The sequence below is a fragment of the Streptomyces thermospinosisporus genome (assembly GCF_039526425.1).
In the GTDB taxonomy this organism is placed as follows: domain Bacteria; phylum Actinomycetota; class Actinomycetes; order Streptomycetales; family Streptomycetaceae; genus Streptomyces; species Streptomyces thermocarboxydovorans.
Genome location: NZ_BAAAIZ010000022.1, coordinates 470 through 22,087, shown reverse-complemented (window position 1 = coordinate 22,087; position 21,618 = coordinate 470). Strand labels below are relative to the sequence as shown.

Below are 21,618 nucleotides of genomic sequence, written 5' to 3'. Positions count from 1 at the left end.
CAGCCCTTCAGGGAGGCCATCCAGGCCTCGACCTCGTCCGAGCGCCGGGGCAGGGCGGCGGAGAGGTTCCGGTTGCCGTCCTCGGTGACCAGGATGTCGTCCTCGATGCGGACGCCGATGCCCCGGTACTCCTCCGGCACGGTCAGGTCGTCCGCCTGGAAGTACAGGCCGGGCTCGACCGTGAGCACCATGCCCGGCTCCAGCGTGCCGTCGACATAGGTCTCGGTCCGTGCGGCGGCGCAGTCGTGGACGTCCATGCCGAGCATGTGCCCGGTGCCGTGCAGGGTCCAGCGGCGCTGCAGACCCAGCTCCAGCACCCGCTCCACCGGCCCCTCCACCAGGCCCCACTCCACGAGCCGCTCGGCCAGCACCCGCTGGGCCGCGTCGTGGAAGTCCCGGTACTTGGCGCCCGGCTTCACCGCCGCGATCCCGGCCTCCTGGGCGTCGTACACCGCGTCGTAGATCTTCTTCTGCAGCTCGGTGTAGCGGCCGCTGATCGGCAGGGTGCGGGTGACGTCGGCCGTGTAGTACGTGTGCGTCTCCACGCCGGCGTCGAGCAGCAGCAGGTCGCCGGAGCGGACCGGGCCGTCGTTGCGCACCCAGTGCAGCGTGGTGGCGTGCGGGCCGGCCGCGCAGATGGAGCCGTAGCCCACGTCGTTGCCCTCCACGCGGGCGCGCAGGAAGAAGGTGCCCTCGATGTAGCGCTCGCTGGTCGCCTGCGCCTTGTCGAGAACCTTCACCACGTCCTCGAAGCCGCGCACGGTCGAGTCGACGGCCTTCTGCAGCTCGCCGATCTCGAAGTCGTCCTTCACCAGCCGCATCTCGGAGAGGAAGACCCGCAGCTCCTCGTCGCGCTCGGCGGTGACCTTGTCGGTCAGCGCCTCCTCGATGCCGGCGTCGTGGCCGCGCACCACGCGGACCGGGCCGGTGGCCTCGCGGAGCGCGCCGGGCAGCTCACGCACGTCGGACGCGGGGATGCCGTAGAGCTTCTCCGCCTCGGTGAGGGAGTGGCGGCGGCCGACCCACAGCTCGCCGTGGCCGTCCAGCCAGAACTCGCCGTTCTCCCGGTTGGAGCGCGGGCGGAGGTAGATCGTCGACTGGTGGCCGTCGGCGGTGGGCTCCATGACGAGGACGCCGTCCTCGGTCTGGTTGCCGGTGAGGTACGCGTACTCGACCGAGGCGCGGAAGGGGTAGTCCGTGTCGTTCGAGCGGGTCTTGAGGTTGCCCGCGGGGATCACCAGGCGCTCGCCGGGGAAGCGCGCGGACAGCCGGGCGCGGCGGGCGGCGGTCTCGGCCGCCTGCGGGATCGGCTCCAGGTCGTGCAGCTCGGTGTCGGCCCAGCCGGTCTTCATGTTCTCGGCCAGCTCGTCGGACACGCCCGGGTACAGGCCGTTCTTGCGCTGCTTGATGGGCTCTTCGGTCTCTTCCGGGGTCTCCGGGGTGAGCTCGTCGGCCACGTCATCCTCCTCGATACGGCACTGGACCGCCCTCCATCGTACGGTCGCGCCGAAACGGTCACAGGAGGTGAGCGCCTCTTACGTCACCGGTCACCGGCGCCGGTCGTCGCGCAGGTGGGCGGCACCGGAGGACACCGCTCGGAGGCCTGCTCGGACCTGGCCTATTCGAACCGCGCCGCAAGCAGCACCACGTCCTCGCCCGAGTCCGCGGGGTCCGTCTCGTCCGCCCCGTCGGGCAGCACCGTCCGCAGGATGTGGCCGACGATGGCGTCCGGGTCGCGCCGCAGCGCTCTCGGCACCCCGGCGGCCGCCGCGTGCAGCCGGGCGAAGGCGCGGTCCGTGGGGTCGCCAGTGCGGTGCAGCAGCCCGTCGGTGTACAGCAGAACCGTCTCTCCCGGTTCGGCGTGGATCTCCACGCTCGGCGCCTCCCAGCAGGCGAGCATGCCGAGCGGGGCCGACACCGAGGTCTCCACGAACTCGGTGCGCCGCTCCCCGATCAGCAGCGGCGGGCTGTGCCCGGCACCGGCCAGGGTGATCTTGCGCAGTGCCGGTTCGCAGTAGCCGAACAGGGAGGTGGCCGACCGGGCGGGCTCGGTGAGCCGCAGCAGCAGCTCCAGGTCGGACAGCACGGCGACCGGGTCCTCCCCCTCCATCACCGCGTACGCCCGCAGGGAGGCGCGCAGCCGGCCCATCGCGGCGACCGCGCTCGGTCCCGACCCGGTGACGGAGCCCACGGCCAGACCGAGCGCCGCGTCCGGCAGCGGCAGCGCGTCGTACCAGTCGCCGCCGCCGCGCGGGGAGGTGCGGTGCCGGGCGGCGAGCTGGACGCCGGGGACGCGCGGCAGCCGGGAGGGCAGCAGCTCCTCGCTCATGGTGGCCATGGCCGTGCGGGTGCGGTGCAGCTCCACCAGGCGGGCGAGGTGCTCGGCGGCGTGGCGGGCGTAGAGGCCGACCAGGTGCCGCTGGCGTTCGCCGGGCTCGGCCGGCTCGTCGTACAGCCACACCGCGGCGCCCAGGCGCTGCGCGGACCCGGCGGCCAGCGGCAGCGCGTAGCTGGCGGCGTAGCCGAGGCGGGCGGCGACCTCGCGGTGGCGGGGGTCGAGCCCCTGCTCGGCGAACAGGTCGGGCTCCGCGATGCCGTCGTCGGCGCCGGGCAGGCCGTCGAGGATCCTGCCGTACGACAGCGAGCTGCGCGGCACCGTCTCGATGTGGCCGAGGTCCGAGTGGGCGAGGCCGAGTCCGACGGTGGTGTCCGGGCCGAGACCGTCGGCGGGCTCCAGCACGACAAGTCCGCGCCGGGCGCCCACCAGGGCGGCTCCGGCGCGCAGCAGTTCCCGCAGGGCCTCGTCGAGCGTGGTCGTCCGGGTCAGGCGTTCGGTGAGTTCGTGGAGGGTCGTGAGGTCGGAGACCCATCCCGCCAGCCGGTCCTGGAGCACCGCGCTCGGTGCGTGCTGCGGGCCGGGGGGTGCACCGGAGCTGTCGGCGGCGACGGGCCCGACAGTGTGTGCGGGGGCGGGAACCGTTGAATCGATTCCGGCCACTTTCGGAGGGTGCGGGGCGTTCATGGCGTCCGGCTTTCGGGCCGGTGCGTACTGCACAAAAGCATCGCAAACCCCCATGTCATTCTGCGTCGCCGGCAGTGCTCCACATGTACACGCACTCGTGAGGAGATGTCCAGCATTGTCCTGCTGGGATTCCTGGTGTCCGTGAGCCTGAAGGGAATGGGCCACAGACCCCTTGCCGAAATATGAAGTTGGCTTGAAACTGCCTCAGGGGGAGGCCTCTTGCGGTCGACTGGGTTTGCTCGACGGAGCGTCACAGCGGTCGTGTGGGGTACGTACTGGGTTAAGGCCAGGGGTGGTTGGGAGCCACCCGGGAACCTGGTGACGGGCCCGGGCGTCCTATCCACCGAAGACCGTGCCCCATCCTCCCGTGGCGGAGGCGGAGAGTAGTACGCGCGACGGCAATCGCCAGACTTCGCCACCCCACGCCACGCCCGTGCTTCTGGTAGACGCAGTATGGGCGGACGGCCGCGGAGGCAGCCCACGCTCGACCCCTAGGGGTTCCCCTTGCCCGGTGCAGGGGTGTGATGCGCCAACAGGTACGCACAGTGAAGTGATCAACACATGTTGTGATGTGGACCACGGTGTTGCCAGGCGTGCAACGGAAAGGAACGAGCGCTCATGCGCGAGATCCTCGGAAGGCGACGCAGGCTCCTGTCCCGGCGACGCGAATCAGGGCCTGAGCTGATCGACGCGGCCCTGACCTTCGCCACCCAATGGCAGTGGCCCGTACTCCCGGGCGTGGCGGCGGACCCGCAGGGCAGGTCCCGCTGCGGCTGCCCCGACCCCGAGTGCACTGTTCCGGGTGCCCACCCCTTCGACCCCGGCCTCCTCGCGGCCACCACCGACGAGCGGATGGTGCGCTGGTGGTGGAGCAACCGGCCGACGGCGCCGATCGTGCTGGCCACCGGGGGCAAGGCGCCGTGCGCCGTCTCCCTGCCCGCCCTTCCCGCGGCCCGCGCCCTCGCCGCGCTCGACCGCCTCGGCATCCGCCTCGGCCCGGTCGTCGCCGGCCCCGACCGCTGGTCGATCCTGGTCAAGCCGTACTCCCTGGAGCAGCTGGGCGAGCTGCTGTACGCCAAGGACTTCGTCCCCGGCTCGCTGCGCTTCCACGGCGAGGGCGGCTATCTCGCGCTGCCCCCGTCGCACACCGGCCAGGGCGAGATCCGCTGGGAGCGCGCCCCGCTGCCCGGCTCGGCCTCGCCGTGGGTGCCCGATGTCGAGGCCGTGGTGGACGCCGCGGTCGAGGCCCTCACTCGTACGGGTGTGAGCGCGCCGGAGATGTAGCGGTACCGGCGCGCGCCGCGCCCGCTTCCGCCGCCCCGGGGCGTTATGTTCCGGGGCCATGCCGCGTCATGCCGGGGCCCGTGCCCGGACCCTGCGAAACACACGACTGCTCGCGCTCGCGGGCGTCGTGCTGGCGGGCGCGGTCGTGCTGCCCCTGGCCATGGCCACCGCCGGGCCGGGCGGCTCCGACACCACCACCGACATGAAGCGCGCCACCGAGCGGCACACGGCCGCCGGCGTGGGCGATCCCGCCCCCGGGACGGGCGCGGGGGACTCCGCCCCGCCTTCTCCGGGTGACGACAGCGGGGCACCGGCGTCCGCCGCGAGCGGGGAGGGCAGCGGTGCCCCGATGACGCCCGGCGGCATCCACCTGTCCACAGCCGTGCGCTGCGGGCGCGAACTCACCTCGCCCGAGGGCATCGAGGCCCAGACCTGCGTGGTGGCGCAGGGCGAGGACGTCTGGGCGCGCACCTACTACCGCAACGCCACCGGGGGCGCCCTGCACGCCGTCCTCGCGCTGCTGGGCCCGGGCGGCCGCAGCGTCCGCATGCCCTGCGCGGCGGACGCCGGGGACGAGCCGGCGATCTGTGAGACGACCAGGGGGCGCAGCCGGGGGGAGCTCGCCGGTTACTCGGCGGTCGCGGAGTTCTCGCGGCACGCCGGGCGGGGGCCGCTGCTGCTGCGCTCCGGGAGCAACTCGCAGTCGTAAACGTGCAGTTGACAGCCGGCTCCGGTGCGTGAGCGGGCCGGATGCGAAAAGACCCGGTTGCTGGCGACGGGGGATGCACCAGCAACCGGGCTACTGAAACGGTAACAAGAGATCGGCCGTTAGCAAATTCGATCTCAGGGATTCCGGTCACCTATTGGCTTGTCCGGACCGGGAGTTGTGGACGGAACGGGTTCTTCTGCCGACCCTCCGGGCCGCTGACCGACCGTTCAGCAGCGGGGATGCCGTACGGCCGCGACTCCGGGCGCGGTGACCGTGGCCTTGGTCACGGGCCGTCCGCGGGCCCGGTTTTGCCTGACCGAGGCGCCCCGGTCATGGCCCTGCCGCGGATTGACCACGACCCGGTCCCGCTCGGCTGCGCCTTGGTCGCGACCCGGTCCCGCTCGGCTGCGGCTTGGCCGCGGCTCGGCACGGTGTCCGGTCGAGGCCGGATGTGGGTGTCCGGTCCAGGCTGGATGTGGGTGTCCGGTCGAGGCCGGATGTGGGTGTCCGGTCCAGGCCCGGCGGGTGCCCGGCCGAGGCACTGGGGCCGGCCGGGCGAGTGTCGGGCCGCGGGTCAGCTCAGCGTGATCTGGCGGTTGGTCAGGCCGCCGCGCGCACGGCGCTCGTCGGCGGTGAGCGGAGCGTCGGTGGCCAGCGCCTCGGCGAGCCGCTCGGCGAACTCCGCCGCCGGCTTCTCCACGTCGTCCGCGCCCGTCCCGCTCGGCAGGTCCCAGACCGGGACGGTCAGCCCGTGCGCACGGAAGGAGCCGACCAGCCGGGTGCCCTCACCGAGGGAGGAGCGGCCCGCCGCGTGCAGCCGCGCCAAGGCGTCCAGAAGCTGCTCCTCGGGATGCGGCATCACCCACCGCAGATGGTTCTTCTCCGGGGTCTCGCACCAGTAGGCGGCGTCCACCCCGGACAGCTTGACGGTCGGGATGGCCGCGGCGTTGGCCCGCTCCAGCGAGGCCGTGACGTCCGGCGTGGCGTTCTCCGGGTCCGGCACCCAGAACTCGAAGCCGCTGTGCACCACCGGCTCGAAGGGAGCGCTCAGGTCCAGCAGGTCCTGCAGCCGGGGCCCGTCGGCGGGGGCCCGGCGGGCCTTGACCGGCGTACCGGGGTCGGCGGCGAGCGCACGCTGGAGGGTGTCGGCGAGATCGCGGCTGATGTCGCCGGAGGAGGTGTCGTTCTGCAGGCCGAGCAGCACCGAGCCGTCGTCGCGGCGCAGGGCGGGCCAGGCCATGGGCAGCACGGTGGCCAGCGTGACCGACGGGACACCCTCGGGCAGGCCGTCCTTGAGCTTCAGCTCGGCGGTGGCCGCGGGCACCAGCTCGCGCAGCGCGATCCAGTCGCACTCGCCGGGCAGGCCCTCGAAGGGGCGGTGCACCAGCTCGGTCACGGCGTGCGCGGCGGCACGGCCGTGGCATGCCTTGTAACGGCGGCCGCTGCCGCAGGGGCAGGGCTCGCGGGCACCGACGACCGGGATCTCTCCCTCGGTGAGCTGGGGCCGCTTGGCCTTCGTCTGGGGTCGCTTCTTGGCCATCGTGGGTGTCTCCCGGTTACAGCACTTCGCGTACGGGCGCGAGCCTAGCCGCTCGCACCACGGCCCACGGGATGCTGTGGACCGCGTGCCGGGTCGTGCCCCGGTGCGCCGGGGCGCCGGGGCCCCGGCGCACCAGGCCCGGGAGGCGTCCGCCGGACGGCCGGGTCGTCGGTCGGGGTCATGAGTTGAGGCAGTCGATCGACCCCGTCGGCCGGGGGCGTCGGCCGAGGCCCTCAGTCAGGTCGTCGACCGAGGCCCTCAGTCAGGTCGTCCACCGAGGCCCTCAGTCAGGTCGTCGACCGAGGCGGTCAGTCCGGTCGTCGACCGGGGCCCTCAGTCCGGTCGTCGACCGAGGTCACAAGTCGAGGCCCGTCGGCCGAGGGCGTCAGTCGAGCTCGTCGAACGCGTCGGCGAAGCCCAGGCCGGGTATGTCCGCGACCGCCGGGGCGGCGACCCGCGCGGCGAAGTCGTCGCGGCGGTGGCCCGCGTCCCGGTCGTAGACCGCGGCGTGCACCACGACCCAGACCGTGACCTCCCCGGGCACCTCGTCGCGCACCCCCCAGTCGTCGGCCAGGGCGGCGATGATGTTCAGCCCGCGGCCGCCGTGCGCCGTGACCGAGGGAGTGGAGGGAGCCGGTCGGGTCGGGCCGCCGCCGTCCGTGACCTCGACGACGAGGCGGCCCTGCTGATCGAGGCGCCAGGCGGCACGCACATCACCGTCCCCGGCCTGCGCGTCGCCCAGCGGGCGACCATGCTTGCACGCGTTGCTCAGAAGCTCGGAAAGGATGAGTACGGCGTCGTCGATGACCTGGTCCGGCACCCCGCCCTCGCGCAACTGAGTGCGCATCCGGTGCCGCGCCCGCCCTACGCCCGCAGGGCCATGGGGTACGGCCATGCTCGACGACGTGGGCACCTCCTGTGCCACCACCAACGCCACCCCCGAGACCTCCTTCGCCCCACGCCACGGAGTGGATGCCCCATTGGCCTGAACCGGAAACCGGCCAATCCAAGTGGGGCGACGCATTCGACAGGGGTGAACACGCACTGAACGCGCCGGAGCACTCCCCGTAATCATGTGGCTGGATTTCATCGGTGTGGCCGAGACGTGAGGATCCTCCTGAGCTCGGATGCGAGTCAAGAGGTGTGCGGGACGGCCGCTTCTGCCGTGCCCGGCCGCCCCACCCGGTGGCTTGCTTCAGCGCCCGAGCTGATCGAGCACCGCGCGCGGCCGGTTGGTGATGATGGCGTCCACTCCGAGCCCGAGACACAGGTCCACGTCCCCCGGGTCGTTGACGGTCCACACGTGCACCTGGTGGCCGTTCTGCTTGAGGCGCTCGATGTACCCGGGGTGGCTGCGCACGATCCGGATCGAGGGGCCCGCGATCCGCACCCCCGTCGGCAGCCGTCCGTCGCGCAGCCGGGGCGAGACGAACTGCATGAGGTACACCGTCGGCAGCGTCGGTGCCGCGGCCCGCACCCGGTGCAGGGAGCGCGCGGAGAAACTCATCACCCGCACCGGGGACTCCTCCGGACTGGCCGGGGCGTCCAGGCCGAAGCGTTTGAGCAGGAGCAGCAGCCGCTCCTCCACCTGCCCCGCCCACCGCGTGGGGTGCTTGGTCTCGATCGCCAGCTCCACCCGGCGTCCGGCGTCGGCGACGAGCTCCAGCAGCCGCTCGAGGGTGAGGACGGAGGTGGCCTCCCGGTCCTCGGGCCGGTGCTCCCAGTCCGGCTCCTCCGTGCGGCCGGCCGCCGAGCCTCGGGTCTTCCAGGCGCCGAAGTCCAGCGCCGCCAGGTCGGACAGTTCCATCGCGGAGACCGCGCCGCGGCCGTTGGACGTACGGTTGACCCGGCGGTCGTGCACGCACACCAGGTGACCGTCGGCGGTCAGGCGCACATCGCACTCGAGTGCGTCCGCGCCGTCCTCGATCGCCTTGCGGTACGCGGCCAGGGTGTGCTCCGGGGCGTCCTCCGAGGCTCCCCGGTGGGCGACGACTTGGGTCAGGTGCTGTCGTGCGTGGGTCACCGCGTCATGGTGCCACCACGCCGGGGCAGACGTGAGGTCGGAGGAGTTCCGGCGGCGAGAACGTGATCGACGTCCGGTCGGAGGCATAGCGATGGCAACCTTTAGCGAGTAATGCCCTATATAAAGGATGGTCCCGGACCCACAGGAACGGCTTATGGTGCCCTGACAGCGTGTGGGAAATGCTGACGTCATACAAAGAGACCCAGACCCGCACAGCCGCAGCGCGCCGAAGCTCGTCGACAGCGTGAGCGAGCGTGACCGAGTGCGAACGACTGCACCAGCCGTGGATCGAGGAGAAGAGCTGTGAGCACCGAGAACGAGGGCACCGCGGTACCCCCGGCCCCGTCCGCACCGCCCACGCCGGTGGATGCTCCCGCTGCTCCGGCACACCAGGAGCACCCGGCTCCGGACAGGGGCACCGACCCCACCACACCCCTGCCTCCCGTCCCGCCGAACACGCCCCGCGCCCACGGCGCACCCGGCGCGCACAACCCATCCAACGACACCGGCGCACCGGGTGGCCCCGGCGCCGGCCACGGCGCGCCCGGACCGGCCTCCGGCTCCCCGTCCGCCCCGGACCCCTCCTGGCCCCCGCCCCCGCCGGGCGGCGGCTCGCCCGCTGACGGCAGCGCCGGGCAGGGCGGCGGCTGGGGCTCCACGTACCAGCAGTCCGCGCCCGGACCGAAGAAGAACGGCCGCGGCGGGCTGCTCGCGGCGGTCCTGGTGGCCGCGCTGGTCGCGGGCGGCCTCGGCGGCGGTCTCGGCTACACCCTGGCCAAGAACAACGACGACACCTCCTCCACCACGGTCTCCGCGTCCACCAGCGGCGGCAACGTCAAGCGCGAACCGGGCACGGTCGCCGCGGTGGCCGCGAAGGCGCTGCCGAGCACGGTCACCATCGAGGCCGAGAGCACCAGCGGCGAGGGCGGCACCGGCACCGGCTTCGTCTTCGACAAGCAGGGCCACATCGCCACCAACAACCACGTCGTCGCCGACGCGGTCGAAGGCGGCCGCCTCTCGGCGACGTTCCCGGACGGCAAGAAGTACGAGGCCGAGGTCGTCGGCAACGCCCAGGGCTACGACGTCGCGGTCATCAAGCTCAAGAACGCCCCGTCGAACCTCAAGCCGCTCACCCTCGGCAACTCCGACGAGGTGGCGGTCGGCGACTCCACCATCGCGATCGGCGCGCCCTTCGGCCTGTCCAACACGGTGACCACCGGCATCATCAGCGCCAAGAACCGCCCCGTCGCCTCCAGCGACGGCAGCGGCAGCCAGGCGTCCTACATGAGCGCCCTGCAGACCGACGCCTCCATCAACCCGGGCAACTCCGGCGGACCGCTGCTGGACGCGCAGGGCAATGTGATCGGCATCAACTCCGCCATCCAGTCCACCAGCAACGGCGGATTCGGCACCGGCCAGGCCGGCTCGATCGGCCTCGGCTTCGCCATCCCGATCAACCAGGCCAAGTTCGTCGCCCAGGAACTGATCAAGACCGGTAAGCCGGTGTACGCCAAGATCGGCGCCTCGGTCTCCCTGCAGGAGAACACCGGCGGCGCGAAGATCACCGAGCAGGGCGCCGGCGGCGCCGAGGCGGTCGACCCCGGCGGCCCCGCCGACAAGGCCGGACTGCAGCCCGGTGACGTCATCACCAAGCTGGACGACCGGGTGATCGACTCCGGCCCCACCCTGATCGGCGAGATCTGGACCCACAAGCCGGGCGACCGGGTCACGATCACCTACGAACGCGACGGCAAGGAGCGCACCACCGAACTCACCCTGGGCGCCCGGGTCGGCGACAACTGACACCACCGCGCCCCGGCCGACCCGTTACTCTGGACCCCGCGCCGCCGATCACGGCCCGGCGCGGGGAGGCGTGCCCGAGCGGCCTAAGGGAACGGTCTTGAAAACCGTCGTGGCAGCGATGTCACCGTGGGTTCAAATCCCACCGCCTCCGCTTGCTGAGCGGTGAAAACGGCCCCCTGACCTGGGTTGATGGTCGGGGGCCGTTTTCCTACCGTGGCGCGGTCGCCGCGGTCAGGAACATTGCCGACGGCGCTCCGGGATTGCGGGGTGGGCCGACTCACGGGCCGTGGTCTTCTCGCACTGGGGTGGCGCATACCCGGGATCGTGCAGCTGGTCGTTCTCGTGGGCGGCGCGATGCTGGTTTCCGGGCTGGGGTCCGTTCAGTGACGCCGGCCTCAGGCAGAGGTCGCGGCCTCAGTCTTCGTCGGAGGAGCCGCGTTTGCCGTCGGTGGTCAGGGGGCCGACGACGACCCTCTCGACCCGTCCTGCGGCGAAGTGGATCCAGGTGGCCAGTCCGACCTGCGGGGTGTCCGCGTAGATCCAGGCCTCGGAGCGGTTCTTCCGCCGCCAGCCGCGGAAGTTCAGCCTGCGGCGGCTCGAATACAGGGCCAGGTATTCGTTGTCGTCGACCGAGTGCGTAGGTTTTCCGAGCAGTTGCTTGACCTGTTGGGCTGTCATGCCCGTCGCCACGGTGGTCATGGGCGCACCCTAGTGACCGCCGACACACCCTGCCGTTGCCCTCACAGGATCTCCTCAACGGTCCGGCACGCGAGCGGGATCTCCTCGTCCACCGCCAGCCGCTCCCAGGGCAGCTCCCGCAGCGCGGGCTCCGCGTCGCAGCCCGACGGCGCGTGGGCCGTCGGCTGGAACCAGACGACGGTGAGACGGGAGCGGTACAGGGCGTGGTGGTGGGCGGGATCGAGGGGCTCGGAGCGGAAGCTGCCGAGGCAGGCGACGGCAGGGAGGACCTCCACCGGGCCGGAGGAGCCCGGGTACTGGTCGGGGTACTCGCGCGGCGGCGGGATCAGATGCACCGGGGCACCGGGGTAGGCCTGTTCGGCCGTGCGGAGCAGCTGCCGGATCCTGTCGTCGTTGACCGGTTTGCAGGGGTAGGCGGCGAGCGGGCCGCCGTAGGTCGAGGACAGGTGCAGTTCGGCGAGGTGCACCGCTCTGCCGGAGGTGAGGACGAGGCGGGCGAGTGACATGGCCGGCACTCGGGCGCGGTGGTGCATCGGGCTCTTTCGGTGGTGCGAGCGGTGCCTGGTCTCCCGCCGGTCGCGGGCGGTGGCCGGCCGGTCGGTCGGGTCGGTGTCACTCGGCGGTGGCGTGGCTCTCGGGCGGCTCAGGGAGGCTCAGGGACGACCCAGGACGGCCCAGGGGCACGTAAAGGGCGTCTCGAGGGCGGCTCAAGGACGGCTCAAGGACGGCTCAAGGACGGCTCAACGCCTGTCGAGGGCGTCTCAAGGGCGGTTCAAGGGCGGTTCAAGGGCGGCACAGTCGGTTCAGGGCCCGGTTCAGGGGCGGTGCCCCGTCATCCGTGCCGCGGAGGCGATCGTGGCGCGGGCCTCGCGTTCGGACAGCCCCGTGTCGAGGGCCGCCTCGACGAGAGGGTCCACCAGGGCGGGCCCGATGCCGTCCTCGTAGGCGCGGCAGGCGGCCCAGAAGAGCCGGGTGTTGCGCTGGCCCTCGTGCGCGGCGAGGACGAACTGGACCAGGCCCTGGCCGTGGCTGCCGGTCGAGACGGGCGTGGGGTGGTGATGGCGGGGCGGCGGCAGGAGGAGGCGCAGCAGGGCCGGCGGGCAGGGGGCGGGGGCGAGGTGGGCCGTGCCGGGGGCGGTGGTGTAGCTGCCGTGGCCGGTACGGGAGCCGGGGCCGACGAGGTAGCCGCCGGCGCCCCGGATGTCGATGCCGGGCGCGAGGCGGCCCGCGGAGTTGGGCACGACGACGTCCGGCGGGCCGCTGAGCCACAGGTGGCGGCCGCCGCTGGGGGTCAGGACGACCACCGTGGGCGGGATCGTGAACAGGTGGCACAGGGCCAGCTCGCGCAGTGCCGCGGAGGAGTCCGTTCCGTTCTTGGTGTCCAGGTCGATGCCGATGAGGTGGTGCGGCGGCAGACCGCAGGCGATGCCGTAGCCGGTGGCCCTGGGGGCGGCGGCGAACATCTCGCGGATGCGGGCGGGGTCGGTGGAGGCGTCGTAGACGCCGTGGCCGAGGCGGCCGCACTCGCCGTGGCAGGGCGGCGCCGCCGGGTCGGGGTCGTCGCGGTGCGGGGAGCGCAGGGCCGGCAGCTTGGTGCGGGACAGGGGGATGACGGCCAGTCCGCGTTCGGCGGCTGACAGGGCGTGTGCGAGGGCCAGCGTCGTGGCCTGCCGGTCGGTGGTGGCCATGCCTCTATGTTCGTACGTACGTTCGAAAAAAGAAAGAGGGGGTCGGGGCGACACGCCGGGCGGTTCCGGGGCCCGCCCGCGGCGCCGGAACGCTTCATCCCTTGCGCGGCTTGGGAACCGGTGCGCCCGTCTCATGTGATCTGTGACTCATGAGGCGTGAAGGGGTTTATCGACTAGTCGTCACGCTTGCGTGCGAAGAGCAGCTTCCGGGGTGGTTCGACGGGGATTCGGTGGGCAACTCTGATCACGCGACGTCGTGCACAGCACCAGGGCGATCGGCCGACATCCCTGGTGGCAGCCGTACTTCACGCAATGTCCGGCACACACGGCCACGAGCCGGTGGGTCCTTGTTCTGGAGGGAACACAACATGGCAAGCATCCGTACCGCCCGCGTCATCGCCGCTGTCTCCGCGCTTCCGCTCGCGGCCGCCCTGTTCGCCGGTGTCGCGTCGGCGGACAACGGAGCCTTCGCGGACGACGGTTCGAACGCGACGGCGGCGACCGCCGATGCCGGCGTCCTCGGCAGCGGCGTCGGCGGCGACAACTTCGGCAACTCGTCGACCACCAACCAGCAGGCCATCGGCTCCGGTGCCTCGAACCAGAGCAACACCGCTCAGGTCAACGGCTCGGCGTTCACGGCGGTCAATCAGGGCAACGACAACGTGGCCATCAGCTTCTCCCCGCTGTGGTGGTGAGGTGAGAGGGCCGCCATCGGCCCTCTGACGGAACTGTGGGTGTGCTTCGTGGGGTGCAATGCGTCTGCGCGGCGGTGCTTCGGTGCCGCCGCGCAGGCGTTTTGCGGGGACGGCGACCTTGACAGTCGGCTGGTGGGGATCGAATCTGACGGATAGTCAGATGCGGAGTCGGGTGCTGCGGGGCGTTGCTGCTGCTCGGTGCGGGGAGCGCGGGGCCCGAGAAGCTCCCGTGACATTCCGTCGTTGGAGTGGGAACCCGAGGGGCGGGTGCGGTGTACCAGAAGTGTCAGGACGGACACGGACGTCGTGATGAGACGACGGTGGTACGAGGAGGGGGAGCCGCATGAGCGGGGAGGCGGTCGTCAGTGCGGAGCGCGGGCAGGGCCTCGAGGCGACGGATCTCGGGGCGCGGCTGAAGGCGTACGAGGGGCGGCCCGCCGTCACGGGGGGCAGGGGGCGGGATCCCGTCAACGAGCCGATGATCAGGCACTGGTGCGAGGTGATGGGCGACACCAACCCCGCCTATGCGGGGCCCGGAGCCGTCGCGCCGCCGACGATGCTCCAGGTGTGGACCATGGGCGGCCTCTCCGGGCAGGCGGCACGCACGGAGTCGTTCGACGAGCTGCTGGCGCTGCTCGACGAGGCCGGTTTCACGGCGGTGGTGGCCACCGACTGCGAGCAGGAGTACGTCCGTTGCCTGCGGCCCGGGGACGAGGTGACCTTCGACGCGGTGATCGAGTCCGTCTCCGACCGCAAGACCACCAGGCTCGGCACGGGGCACTTCGTCACCACGCGGATGGATGTCCGGGCGGGAGGTGAGCTGGTCGGCACGCACCGCTTCCGCATCCTCAAGTACGCGCCCGCACAGGCAAGTCGGCCGGTACGACGCGGGCCGCCGTCATCCGGGCGGAGGCCCGGGCAGGAACCCGAGTCGGGGCTCGGGACACGCACCGAGCCGCACCCCGCGCCGAGCTCCGAGCCGCACCCCGCGCCGAGCTCCGAGCCGCACCCCGCGCCGAGCTCCGAGCCGCACCCCGCGCCGAGCTCCGAGCCGCACCCCGCGCCGAGCTCCGAGCCGCACCCCGCCCCGCGCTCCGAGCCGGCCACGGCCCCGCGCCCCGAGCCGGCCCCCGAGCGGCGCCCCCGCCCGGTCGTGAACCGGGACAACGCCGGCTTCTGGGAGGGCGTGGCCCGGCACCGGCTGCTGATCCAGCGCTGCACCGGCTGCGGCACCCTGCGCTTTCCCTGGCTGCCGGGCTGCAACGGATGCGGCTCGCTGGAGTGGGACACGGTGGAGGCGTCCGGCGAGGGCACCGTCTACTCCTACGTGGTCATGCACCATCCGCCCTTCCCCGCCTTCGACCCGCCGTACGCCGTGGGGCTGATCGAGCTGGCGGAGGGCGTGCGGATGATCGCCGATGTGGTGGACGTGCCCTGCGACCAGGTGCGGATCGGCATGCCGGTGAGGCTGGAGTTCCGGCGGTACGACGAGGAGCTGGTGCTGCCGGTGTTCCGGGAGGTGAGGGGATGACGCGGACGGACCGAGTGGTGCCTGTGGTCGGCGATCGCCTTCCCCCGCTGGAGATCCCGGTCACCCGCACCCTGATCGTGGCCGGCGCGATCGCCTCCCGTGACTTCCAGGACGTGCACCACGACGTGGAGGCGGCCCGGCAGAAGGGATCACCCGATGTCTTCATGAACATCCTTACCACCAACGGCCTGGTCGGTCGCTACATCACCGACCACTTCGGCCCGACGGCGGTGCTCCGCAGGGTCGCCATCAGACTGGGCGCACCCAACTACCCCGGAGACACACTGCTGTTGTGGGGCACGGTGGAGGAGGCCGACGGGGACACGGTGACGGTCCGGGTCACCGGGACGAACGGCATCGGCAGACATGTCACCGGCACGGTGACCCTCACGCCGGGCGGTGCGGACCGGCCGCCGGAGGGGGGTGAGGGATGAGCCTGCGCGGACGGGAGACCCTCGGCGGGCGGGCGGCGATCGCCGGCATCGGGGCCACGGAGTTCTCGAAGAACTCGGGGCGCAGCGAGCTGCGGCTGGCCGTGGAGGCGGTGCGGGCCGCGCTGGAGGACGCCGGGCTGACTGCGGCGGACGTGGACGGGATGGTCACGTTCACCATGGACACCAGCCCGGAGATCACGGTGGCCCAGGCGGCCGGCATCGGCGAGCTGTCCTTCTTCTCCCGCGTTCACTACGGCGGCGGCGCGGCCTGCGCCACCGTCCAGCAGGCGGCCCTCGCGGTGGCGACGGGAGTGGCGGAGGTGGTGGTCTGCTACCGGGCGTTCAACGAGCGGTCGGGCCGGCGCTTCGGTGCGGGGGTGCGGCACCGGGAGCCGTCGGCGGAGGGGGTGGCGCTCGGCTGGGCGCTGCCGTCCGGGCTGCTGACGCCGGCCTCCTGGGCGGCGATGGCGGCCCAGCGGTACCTGCACACCTTCAAGCTGACCCCGGAGGCGTTCGGGCATGTGGCGGTGACGGCCCGCAGGTACGCGGCGACGAACCCGGCGGCGTACTTCCACGGCCGGCCCATCACGCTCGCCGATCACGCCGCCTCGCGCTGGATAGCCGAGCCGCTGCGGCTGCTGGACTGCTGCCAGGAGACCGACGGCGGGCAGGCGCTGGTGGTCACCTCGGTGGAGCGGGCCCGCGATCTGCCCCGTCCCCCGGCCGTCGTGGCGGCGGCGGCCCAGGGGGCCGGGCGCGCCCAGGAGCAGATGACCAGCTTCTATCGGGACGATCTCACCGGACTGCCGGAGATGGGGGTGGTGGCCCGGCAGCTGTGGCGGAGCTCGGGCCTGACGCCGGAGGACGTCGACGTGGCGATTCTGTACGACCACTTCACCCCGTTCGTGCTGATGCAGCTGGAGGAGTTCGGCTTCTGCGACCGGGGAGAGGGGGCGGCCTTCGTCGCCGAGGAGCGGGTGCCGCTGAACACCCACGGTGGGCAGCTGGGGGAGGCGTATCTGCACGGGATGAACGGACTGGCGGAGGCGGTGCGGCAGATACGCGGGACCTCGGCGAATCCGGTGCCGGGCGCGGAAAGAGTCCTGGTGACGGCGGGCACGGGGGTGCCCACCTCGGGGCTGGTGCTGGCCGCGGACGGCTGATCCGGAAGCCCTGGAAACCGTAGCCTCCTGCCGTTGCCGCGGTGGCGCTCTCGGGGATGAACCCGCACGATCCCTCATCCTCCGGTCCACCCAGAGGAGGTGCAGCGGGCCCCACCCCTACAACCTGAGGGGGACGCGGCTTCGGGACCTGCGGGCGATCCGCCGGACATGCCCCCGCTCATAGCGTTGAGTCATGACCACACCCGTCTGCACCAGCGCTTCGAACGCCGCTGCTCCAGCGACGCAGACCCTCGCGTACCCGTCGTTCGCGTCGTACATGAGGGCCCGTCAGCCGGTGCTTCTGCGTACCGCTCGGTCCCTGACCGGGAATCCCAGCGACGCGGAGGACCTGCTGCAGACCGCGCTCACCAAGACGTTCGTCGCCTGGGAGAGGATTCAGGACCACCGTGCGCTGGACGGCTATGTGCGCCGGGCGCTGGTGAACACCCGCACCTCGCAGTGGCGCAAGCGCAAGGTGGACGAGTTCGCCTGCGACGTGGTGCCCGAGCCGGAGCCGCTGCCCCCCGGGGAGGACCCGGCCGAGCAGCAGGCGCTGCGTGATGCGATGTGGCGCGCGGTCATGCGGCTGCCGGCGCGGCAGCGGGCGATGGTGGTGCTGCGGTACTACGAGGATCTCAGCGAGGTCCAGACGGCGGAGGTGCTCGGCGTGTCGGTAGGCACGGTGAAGTCGGCGGTGTCGCGGGCGCTGGGCAAGCTGCGCGACGACCCTGAGCTGGGGGTTGTTCGGTCCTGACGGGAAACGTCGTCCTCTGGGGTCTGATCGATCATCCGCTCCCCTAGTGACATACCGCGCGGTATGTGCGCAGAATCAGCGCAACCGTTACCGCCGCGTAGGCAATGTCGCCCAGGAGGACGCCGTGCTGAGCACCATGCAGGACGTACCGCTGCTGATCTCGAGGATCCTGACCCATGGGTCGACGATCCACGGCACATCCGCGGTGACCACCTGGACCGGCGAGGGTGAGCCGCACCGCCGCAGCTACGCGGAGATCGGCGCCCGCGCGGCCCAGCTGGCCCACGCCCTGCGCGACGACCTCCAGGTGACCGGCGACGAGCGTGTGGCCACCCTGATGTGGAACAACGCCGAGCACGTGGAGGCGTACTTCGCGATCCCCTCGATGGGGGCCGTGCTGCACACGCTGAACCTGCGCCTTCCCCCGGAGCAGCTGGCCTGGATCGTCAACCACGCCGCGGACCGGGTGGTCATCGTCAACGGGTCGCTGATCCCGCTGCTGGCTCCGCTGCTGCCGCATCTGAAGACGGTCGAGCACGTCGTGGTCTCCGGCCCCGGTGACCGCGCCCCCCTCGCGGACGCTCCCGTCCAGGTGCACGAGTACGAGGACCTGCTGGCCGGGAAGCCGGCCGCCTTCGACTGGCCCGAGCTGGATGAACGTTCCGCCGCCGCGATGTGCTACACCTCCGGCACCACCGGTGACCCCAAGGGCGTGGTCTACAGCCACCGTTCGATCTATCTGCACTCCATGCAGGTCAACATGGCCCAGTCGATGGGCCTGACCGACCAGGACACCTCGCTGGTGGTGGTCCCGCAGTTCCACGTCAACGCCTGGGGCCTGCCGCACGCCACGTTCATGACCGGCGTCAACATGCTGATGCCGGACCGCTTCCTGCAGCCCGCCCCGCTCGCCGCGATGATCGAGAGCGAGAAGCCGACCCACGCCGCGGCCGTCCCCACCATCTGGCAGGGCCTGCTCGCCGAGCTCAACGCCCATCCGCGGGACGTCTCCTCGCTCGCCCAGGTCACCATCGGCGGCTCGGCCTGTCCCCCGTCGCTGATGGAGGCGTTCGACAAGCTGGGCATGCGGGTCTGCCACGCCTGGGGCATGACGGAGACCTCCCCGCTCGGCACCGTCGCCCGCCCGCCGGCCCACGCGGTCGGCACCGACGAGGAGTTCGCCTACCGGCTGACCCAGGGCCGCTTCCCGGCCGGTGTCGAGGCGCGCCTCACCGGCCCCGGCGGCGAGCGTCTGCCGTGGGACGGCGAGTCCGCGGGCGAGCTGGAGGTGCGCGGCCCCTGGATCGCCGGCGCCTACTACAACGGCCCCGACGCCGAACCGCTGCGCCCCGAGGACAAGTTCAGCGCCGACGGCTGGCTCAAGACCGGCGACGTCGGAACCATCAGCCCGGACGGCTACCTCACCCTCACCGACCGGGCCAAGGACGTCATCAAGTCCGGCGGCGAGTGGATCTCCTCCGTCGAGCTGGAGAACGCGCTGATGGCCCACCCGGACGTGGCCGAGGCCGCGGTCGTGGCGGTGCCGGACGAGAAGTGGGGCGAGCGCCCGCTGGCCACCGTGGTCCTCAAGGAGGGCGCCACCGCCGACTTCGCCACCCTGCGCGCCTTCCTCGCCGAGGAGCGCAAGATCGCCAAGTGGCAGCTGCCGGAGCGCTGGACGGTGATCGAGGCGGTGCCGAAGACCAGCGTGGGCAAGTTCGACAAGAAGGTGCTGCGCAGGCAGTACGCGGAAGGGGAGCTGGACGTCATCCTGCTGTGAGGCTCACGCCGGGGGCTGATGCCCCGGCCACCGCTGAGAGCTGAGATGCCGTGGCGCCGGACGGGGGACACGAAGTCCCGCCCGTCCGGCGCCACGGCGTTGTTACGGCCCTCTCCAGGACACGGGTGGGCTCAGTTGGTGCCGATGCGGGCGAGCAGGTCGACGATCCGGGACTGCACCTCGGTGCTGGTGGAGCGCTCCGCGAGGAACAGCACGGTCTCCCCCGAGGCCAGCCGCGGCAGGTCGGCCGGGTCGACGGCGGCGGTGTAGACGACGAGCGGGGTGCGGTTGAGCTGCCCGTTCGCCCGCAGCCAGTCGACGATCCCGGCGGGCCCCGCCTGCTGCGGATGCACCCGCATCAGGTCCATCACCACGAGGTTCGGCCGGAACTGCCCCGCCAGCGCCACCGCGTCGGCGTCGCTCGCGGCCCGCGCCACCTGCATCCCGCGCCGCTCCAGCGTCGCCGTCAGCGCCAGCGCGATCTCGGCGTGCTCCTCGATCAGCAGCACCCTCGGCGGATGCTGCTCACTGTCGCGCGGCGCCAGTGCCTTCAGCAGCACGGCCGGATCGGCACCGTAGGCCGCGTCGCGCGAGGCCTGCCCGAGCCCGGCCGTGACCAGCACCGGCACCTCGGCGGCCACCGCCGCCTGACGCAGCGACTGCAGTGCCGTACGGGTGATCGGCCCGGTCAGCGGGTCCACGAACAGCGCGGCCGGGAACGCCGCGATCTGCGCGTCGACCTCCTCGCGCGAGTGCACGATCACCGGCCGGTAGCCGCGGTCGCTCAGCGCCTGCTGGGTGGAGGCGTCCGGGGCCGGCCACACCAGCAGCCGGCGCGGATTGTCCAGCGGCTCCGGCGGCAGCTCGTCGTCCATCGGCACCGGACGCGGCGGGTCCGCCACCTCCACGGCCCCGCCGGGACCGTCCAGCGGCTCCGGCCCCTCGGCCGCGTTGGCGTCGGGCGCGCCTATCGCGTACGAGCGCCCGGTGCCCTGCGTGGCCGGGGCGAGCCGCGACTGGCCGCCCTGCGTGGCCGGGGCGAGCCGCGACTGGCCGCCCTGCGTGGCCGGGGCGAGCCGAGACTGGCCGGCCGGGGTGTGCTGCGGCTGCGCCTGCTGGCCCGGGGTCCCGGACTCGCCGGCGGCCGGCTGCTGGGGACGTGCGCTCTGCTCGGCGGCAGCAGAGGTGGAAGGTGTGGCGGCAGAGGTGGCAGGGGTGGCAGGGGTGGCGGCGGATGCTTCCGTGCGGTTGCCGAGCTTGCGGCGGCGGCCCGAGCCGCCCGGCTGGTGCGGGGGCGGGGTCGCGGCCGGCAGCGGCTGCTGCACCTGTGCGGCCTGGCGGTTGAAGGGGACGCCCTGACCCAGGGTCCGCACGCTGATCGCGCGGCCCTGTGTCGAGTTCGGGTCCACCGGCGCGGCGGCCTCCGCGGGCAGCGGCTGCGCGGCCCGCTGGGCGGCGGCACCCTCGGGCGGCAGCGGGGTGCCCGGGGCGGGCGTCGGCTGAGGCCGGGCCTGAGCAGGCTGTACGGGCGTACCGGCGCCGGAGGTGTCACCGGCGGCGGGCCACTGCTGCGGGGCGGGGGCGGGCGTACCGCCCGGCGGGGTGCCCTGACCGGGGGCGGCCTCCGCGGGCAGCGGCTGCGCGGCACCGGCGGCGGGCGCCTGCTGGGGCAGGGGACCCGCGGCGGCGGGCGGGCCCGGTACCTGGGCCTGAGCACCGGGAGCGGGGGGCTGACCCGGCTGGCCGGGCCCGGCGGCCTGGTCGGCCACCTGCGCCTGTGCCGTTCCCGGGCCGGATCCCGGCGCCGTTCCCTGGGCGGGGACCTGGGCCTGTGGCATCTGGCCGGGGGCGGGCAGCGGCACGCCCTGACCGGCGGTGCCCTGCTGGGGCACGGCCTGCGGTGCGCCGACGGCTCCGTTCGGCGGCAGCGGGGCCGCCTGCGGCGAGGCGTTCTGCGCGGGCTGCGGTGCAACGGCGGCACCCTGGGGCGGCACCGCTGCGGCCTGCGGTGCGACCGGGGCACCCTGCGCCACGGCACCCTGCGGAGCGGCGCCGTTCGGCGAGACGGGAACGCCGGGCACCGGCGCGGCGGCACCCGGCGCATGCCCCGGAACGGCCTGCGGCAGCGCGTTGGCGCCCTCGGGAGCGCCGGCGCCGTTCGGCGGCACGGGCCCACCCTGCGGCCCACCGGCCGCATGCTGCGGACCCGGCACCTGCTGAGTTCCTTGCGGGGGCACCGGTGCGCCCTGCGCCGGCACCGTCACGGCCTGGGGGGCCGCCATCACCGGGTTCGGCGGCACCGTCACCCCGTGCGCCGAGACGGGAGCCCCGGGCATCCCCGGGGCGGCACCGCCGAGTTGGCCGTCGGGAACGGCACCCGCCTGGGCCGGGACTCCCTGCGCGGCAGCCGCCGCGGCGGGCGCCTGACCGGGAGCGGCCTGCGGCACCGGCTGCTCGCCGGCCTGCGGCTGGACGTACTGCCCGGGCACCGCC

Annotated in this window: 19 protein-coding genes and 1 tRNA gene; 11 read left to right on the top strand and 9 right to left on the bottom strand. The window is 72.9% G+C overall.

The genetic code is table 11. The features are described 5' to 3' along the window. Together ABD207_RS09460 and ABD207_RS09455 are read right to left on the bottom strand one after the other, a co-directional pair. A partial coding sequence (locus ABD207_RS09460; RefSeq protein WP_344011560.1) for an aminopeptidase P family protein occupies positions 1 to 1,457 on the bottom strand: 1,457 nt, incomplete at its 3' end. Positions 1,458 to 1,618: 161 nt separating this feature from the next. Continuing rightward, positions 1,619 to 3,022: a PP2C family protein-serine/threonine phosphatase gene (locus ABD207_RS09455; RefSeq protein WP_344011639.1), complete on the bottom strand. Its 1,404-nt coding sequence runs from the start codon at positions 3,020 to 3,022 to the stop codon at positions 1,619 to 1,621. A 618-nt stretch (positions 3,023 to 3,640) separates the two neighbouring features. On the opposite strand from ABD207_RS09455, the gene ABD207_RS09450 reads away from it, so the two are divergent. Both ABD207_RS09450 and ABD207_RS09445 read left to right on the top strand, forming a co-directional pair. Beyond that, the gene (locus ABD207_RS09450; RefSeq protein WP_344004401.1) at positions 3,641 to 4,306 is read left to right on the top strand and encodes a bifunctional DNA primase/polymerase; all 666 of its coding nucleotides are present in this window, start codon (positions 3,641 to 3,643) and stop codon (positions 4,304 to 4,306) included. Positions 4,307 to 4,364: 58 nt separating this feature from the next. Beyond that, entirely contained in the window at positions 4,365 to 5,015 is a 651-nt protein-coding gene (locus ABD207_RS09445; protein ID WP_344011559.1) for a hypothetical protein, read from the top strand. Positions 5,016 to 5,589: 574 nt separating this feature from the next. Here the strand turns inward: ABD207_RS09445 and ABD207_RS09440 are convergent. From ABD207_RS09440 to ABD207_RS09430, 3 genes are all read right to left on the bottom strand, one after another. Continuing rightward, positions 5,590 to 6,555, bottom strand: coding sequence for a DUF5926 family protein (locus ABD207_RS09440; RefSeq protein WP_344011557.1), 966 nt, complete (start codon positions 6,553 to 6,555; stop codon positions 5,590 to 5,592). A 385-nt stretch (positions 6,556 to 6,940) separates the two neighbouring features. Continuing rightward, a complete protein-coding gene (locus tag ABD207_RS09435; protein WP_344011556.1) occupies positions 6,941 to 7,492 on the bottom strand; it encodes an ATP-binding protein in 552 nt (183 codons plus the stop codon). A gap of 258 nt (positions 7,493 to 7,750) precedes the next feature. After that, the gene (locus tag ABD207_RS09430) at positions 7,751 to 8,578 is read right to left on the bottom strand and encodes a glycerophosphodiester phosphodiesterase (RefSeq protein ID WP_344011555.1); all 828 of its coding nucleotides are present in this window, start codon (positions 8,576 to 8,578) and stop codon (positions 7,751 to 7,753) included. A gap of 303 nt (positions 8,579 to 8,881) precedes the next feature. On the opposite strand from ABD207_RS09430, the gene ABD207_RS09425 reads away from it, so the two are divergent. Both ABD207_RS09425 and ABD207_RS09420 read left to right on the top strand, forming a co-directional pair. Continuing rightward, positions 8,882 to 10,381, top strand: a complete 1,500-nt coding sequence (locus tag ABD207_RS09425) for a S1C family serine protease (RefSeq protein ID WP_344011553.1) — start codon at positions 8,882 to 8,884, stop codon at positions 10,379 to 10,381. Between the two features lie 64 nt (positions 10,382 to 10,445). Further along, positions 10,446 to 10,532, top strand: a tRNA-Ser gene (locus ABD207_RS09420). A gap of 263 nt (positions 10,533 to 10,795) precedes the next feature. Here ABD207_RS09420 and ABD207_RS09415 read toward each other — a convergent pair. The 3 genes from ABD207_RS09415 to ABD207_RS09405 all read right to left on the bottom strand — a co-directional run bounded on the left by ABD207_RS09415 (position 10,796) and on the right by ABD207_RS09405 (position 12,768). Beyond that, positions 10,796 to 11,080: a hypothetical protein gene (locus ABD207_RS09415; protein WP_344011551.1), complete on the bottom strand. Its 285-nt coding sequence runs from the start codon at positions 11,078 to 11,080 to the stop codon at positions 10,796 to 10,798. 41 nt (positions 11,081 to 11,121) lie between these two features. Next, positions 11,122 to 11,586, bottom strand: coding sequence for a hypothetical protein (locus tag ABD207_RS09410; protein WP_344011549.1), 465 nt, complete (start codon positions 11,584 to 11,586; stop codon positions 11,122 to 11,124). Positions 11,587 to 11,895: 309 nt separating this feature from the next. Then, on the bottom strand, positions 11,896 to 12,768 hold the full coding sequence (locus ABD207_RS09405) for a bifunctional DNA primase/polymerase (RefSeq protein ID WP_344011547.1): 873 nt from the start codon (positions 12,766 to 12,768) through the stop codon (positions 11,896 to 11,898). Positions 12,769 to 13,136: 368 nt separating this feature from the next. On the opposite strand from ABD207_RS09405, the gene ABD207_RS09400 reads away from it, so the two are divergent. From ABD207_RS09400 to ABD207_RS09375, 6 genes are all read left to right on the top strand, one after another. Beyond that, positions 13,137 to 13,463, top strand: coding sequence for a hypothetical protein (locus ABD207_RS09400; protein WP_344011546.1), 327 nt, complete (start codon positions 13,137 to 13,139; stop codon positions 13,461 to 13,463). 343 nt (positions 13,464 to 13,806) lie between these two features. After that, positions 13,807 to 14,994 carry a bifunctional MaoC family dehydratase N-terminal/OB-fold nucleic acid binding domain-containing protein gene (locus tag ABD207_RS09395; RefSeq protein WP_344011545.1) on the top strand — a complete coding sequence of 396 codons (1,188 nt, stop codon included), beginning with the start codon at positions 13,807 to 13,809 and terminating at the stop codon, positions 14,992 to 14,994. Continuing rightward, complete coding sequence (locus ABD207_RS09390; RefSeq protein ID WP_344011543.1) at positions 14,991 to 15,428, top strand: MaoC/PaaZ C-terminal domain-containing protein; 438 nt, start codon at positions 14,991 to 14,993, stop codon at positions 15,426 to 15,428. Before ABD207_RS09395 ends, ABD207_RS09390 begins: the two co-directional genes overlap by 4 nt. Continuing rightward, the gene (locus ABD207_RS09385; protein ID WP_344011541.1) at positions 15,425 to 16,591 is read left to right on the top strand and encodes a lipid-transfer protein; all 1,167 of its coding nucleotides are present in this window, start codon (positions 15,425 to 15,427) and stop codon (positions 16,589 to 16,591) included. Before ABD207_RS09390 ends, ABD207_RS09385 begins: the two co-directional genes overlap by 4 nt. Before the next feature lie 193 nt (positions 16,592 to 16,784). Then, positions 16,785 to 17,345 (top strand): SigE family RNA polymerase sigma factor, encoded by a 561-nt coding sequence (locus ABD207_RS09380; RefSeq protein WP_344011540.1) that lies wholly within the window; start codon positions 16,785 to 16,787, stop codon positions 17,343 to 17,345. Between the two features lie 136 nt (positions 17,346 to 17,481). Continuing rightward, a complete protein-coding gene (locus ABD207_RS09375) occupies positions 17,482 to 19,125 on the top strand; it encodes a long-chain fatty acid--CoA ligase (protein WP_344011637.1) in 1,644 nt (547 codons plus the stop codon). 131 nt (positions 19,126 to 19,256) lie between these two features. Here ABD207_RS09375 and ABD207_RS09370 read toward each other — a convergent pair whose 3' ends face one another. Next, positions 19,257 to 21,293 carry a hypothetical protein gene (locus ABD207_RS09370; protein WP_425580661.1) on the bottom strand — a complete coding sequence of 679 codons (2,037 nt, stop codon included), beginning with the start codon at positions 21,291 to 21,293 and terminating at the stop codon, positions 19,257 to 19,259. A gap of 141 nt (positions 21,294 to 21,434) precedes the next feature. Between ABD207_RS09370 and ABD207_RS32110 the strand changes: the two genes are divergently transcribed. Then, the coding region (locus ABD207_RS32110) for a hypothetical protein (protein ID WP_425580660.1) at positions 21,435 to 21,618 on the top strand (184 nt) is incomplete at its 3' end.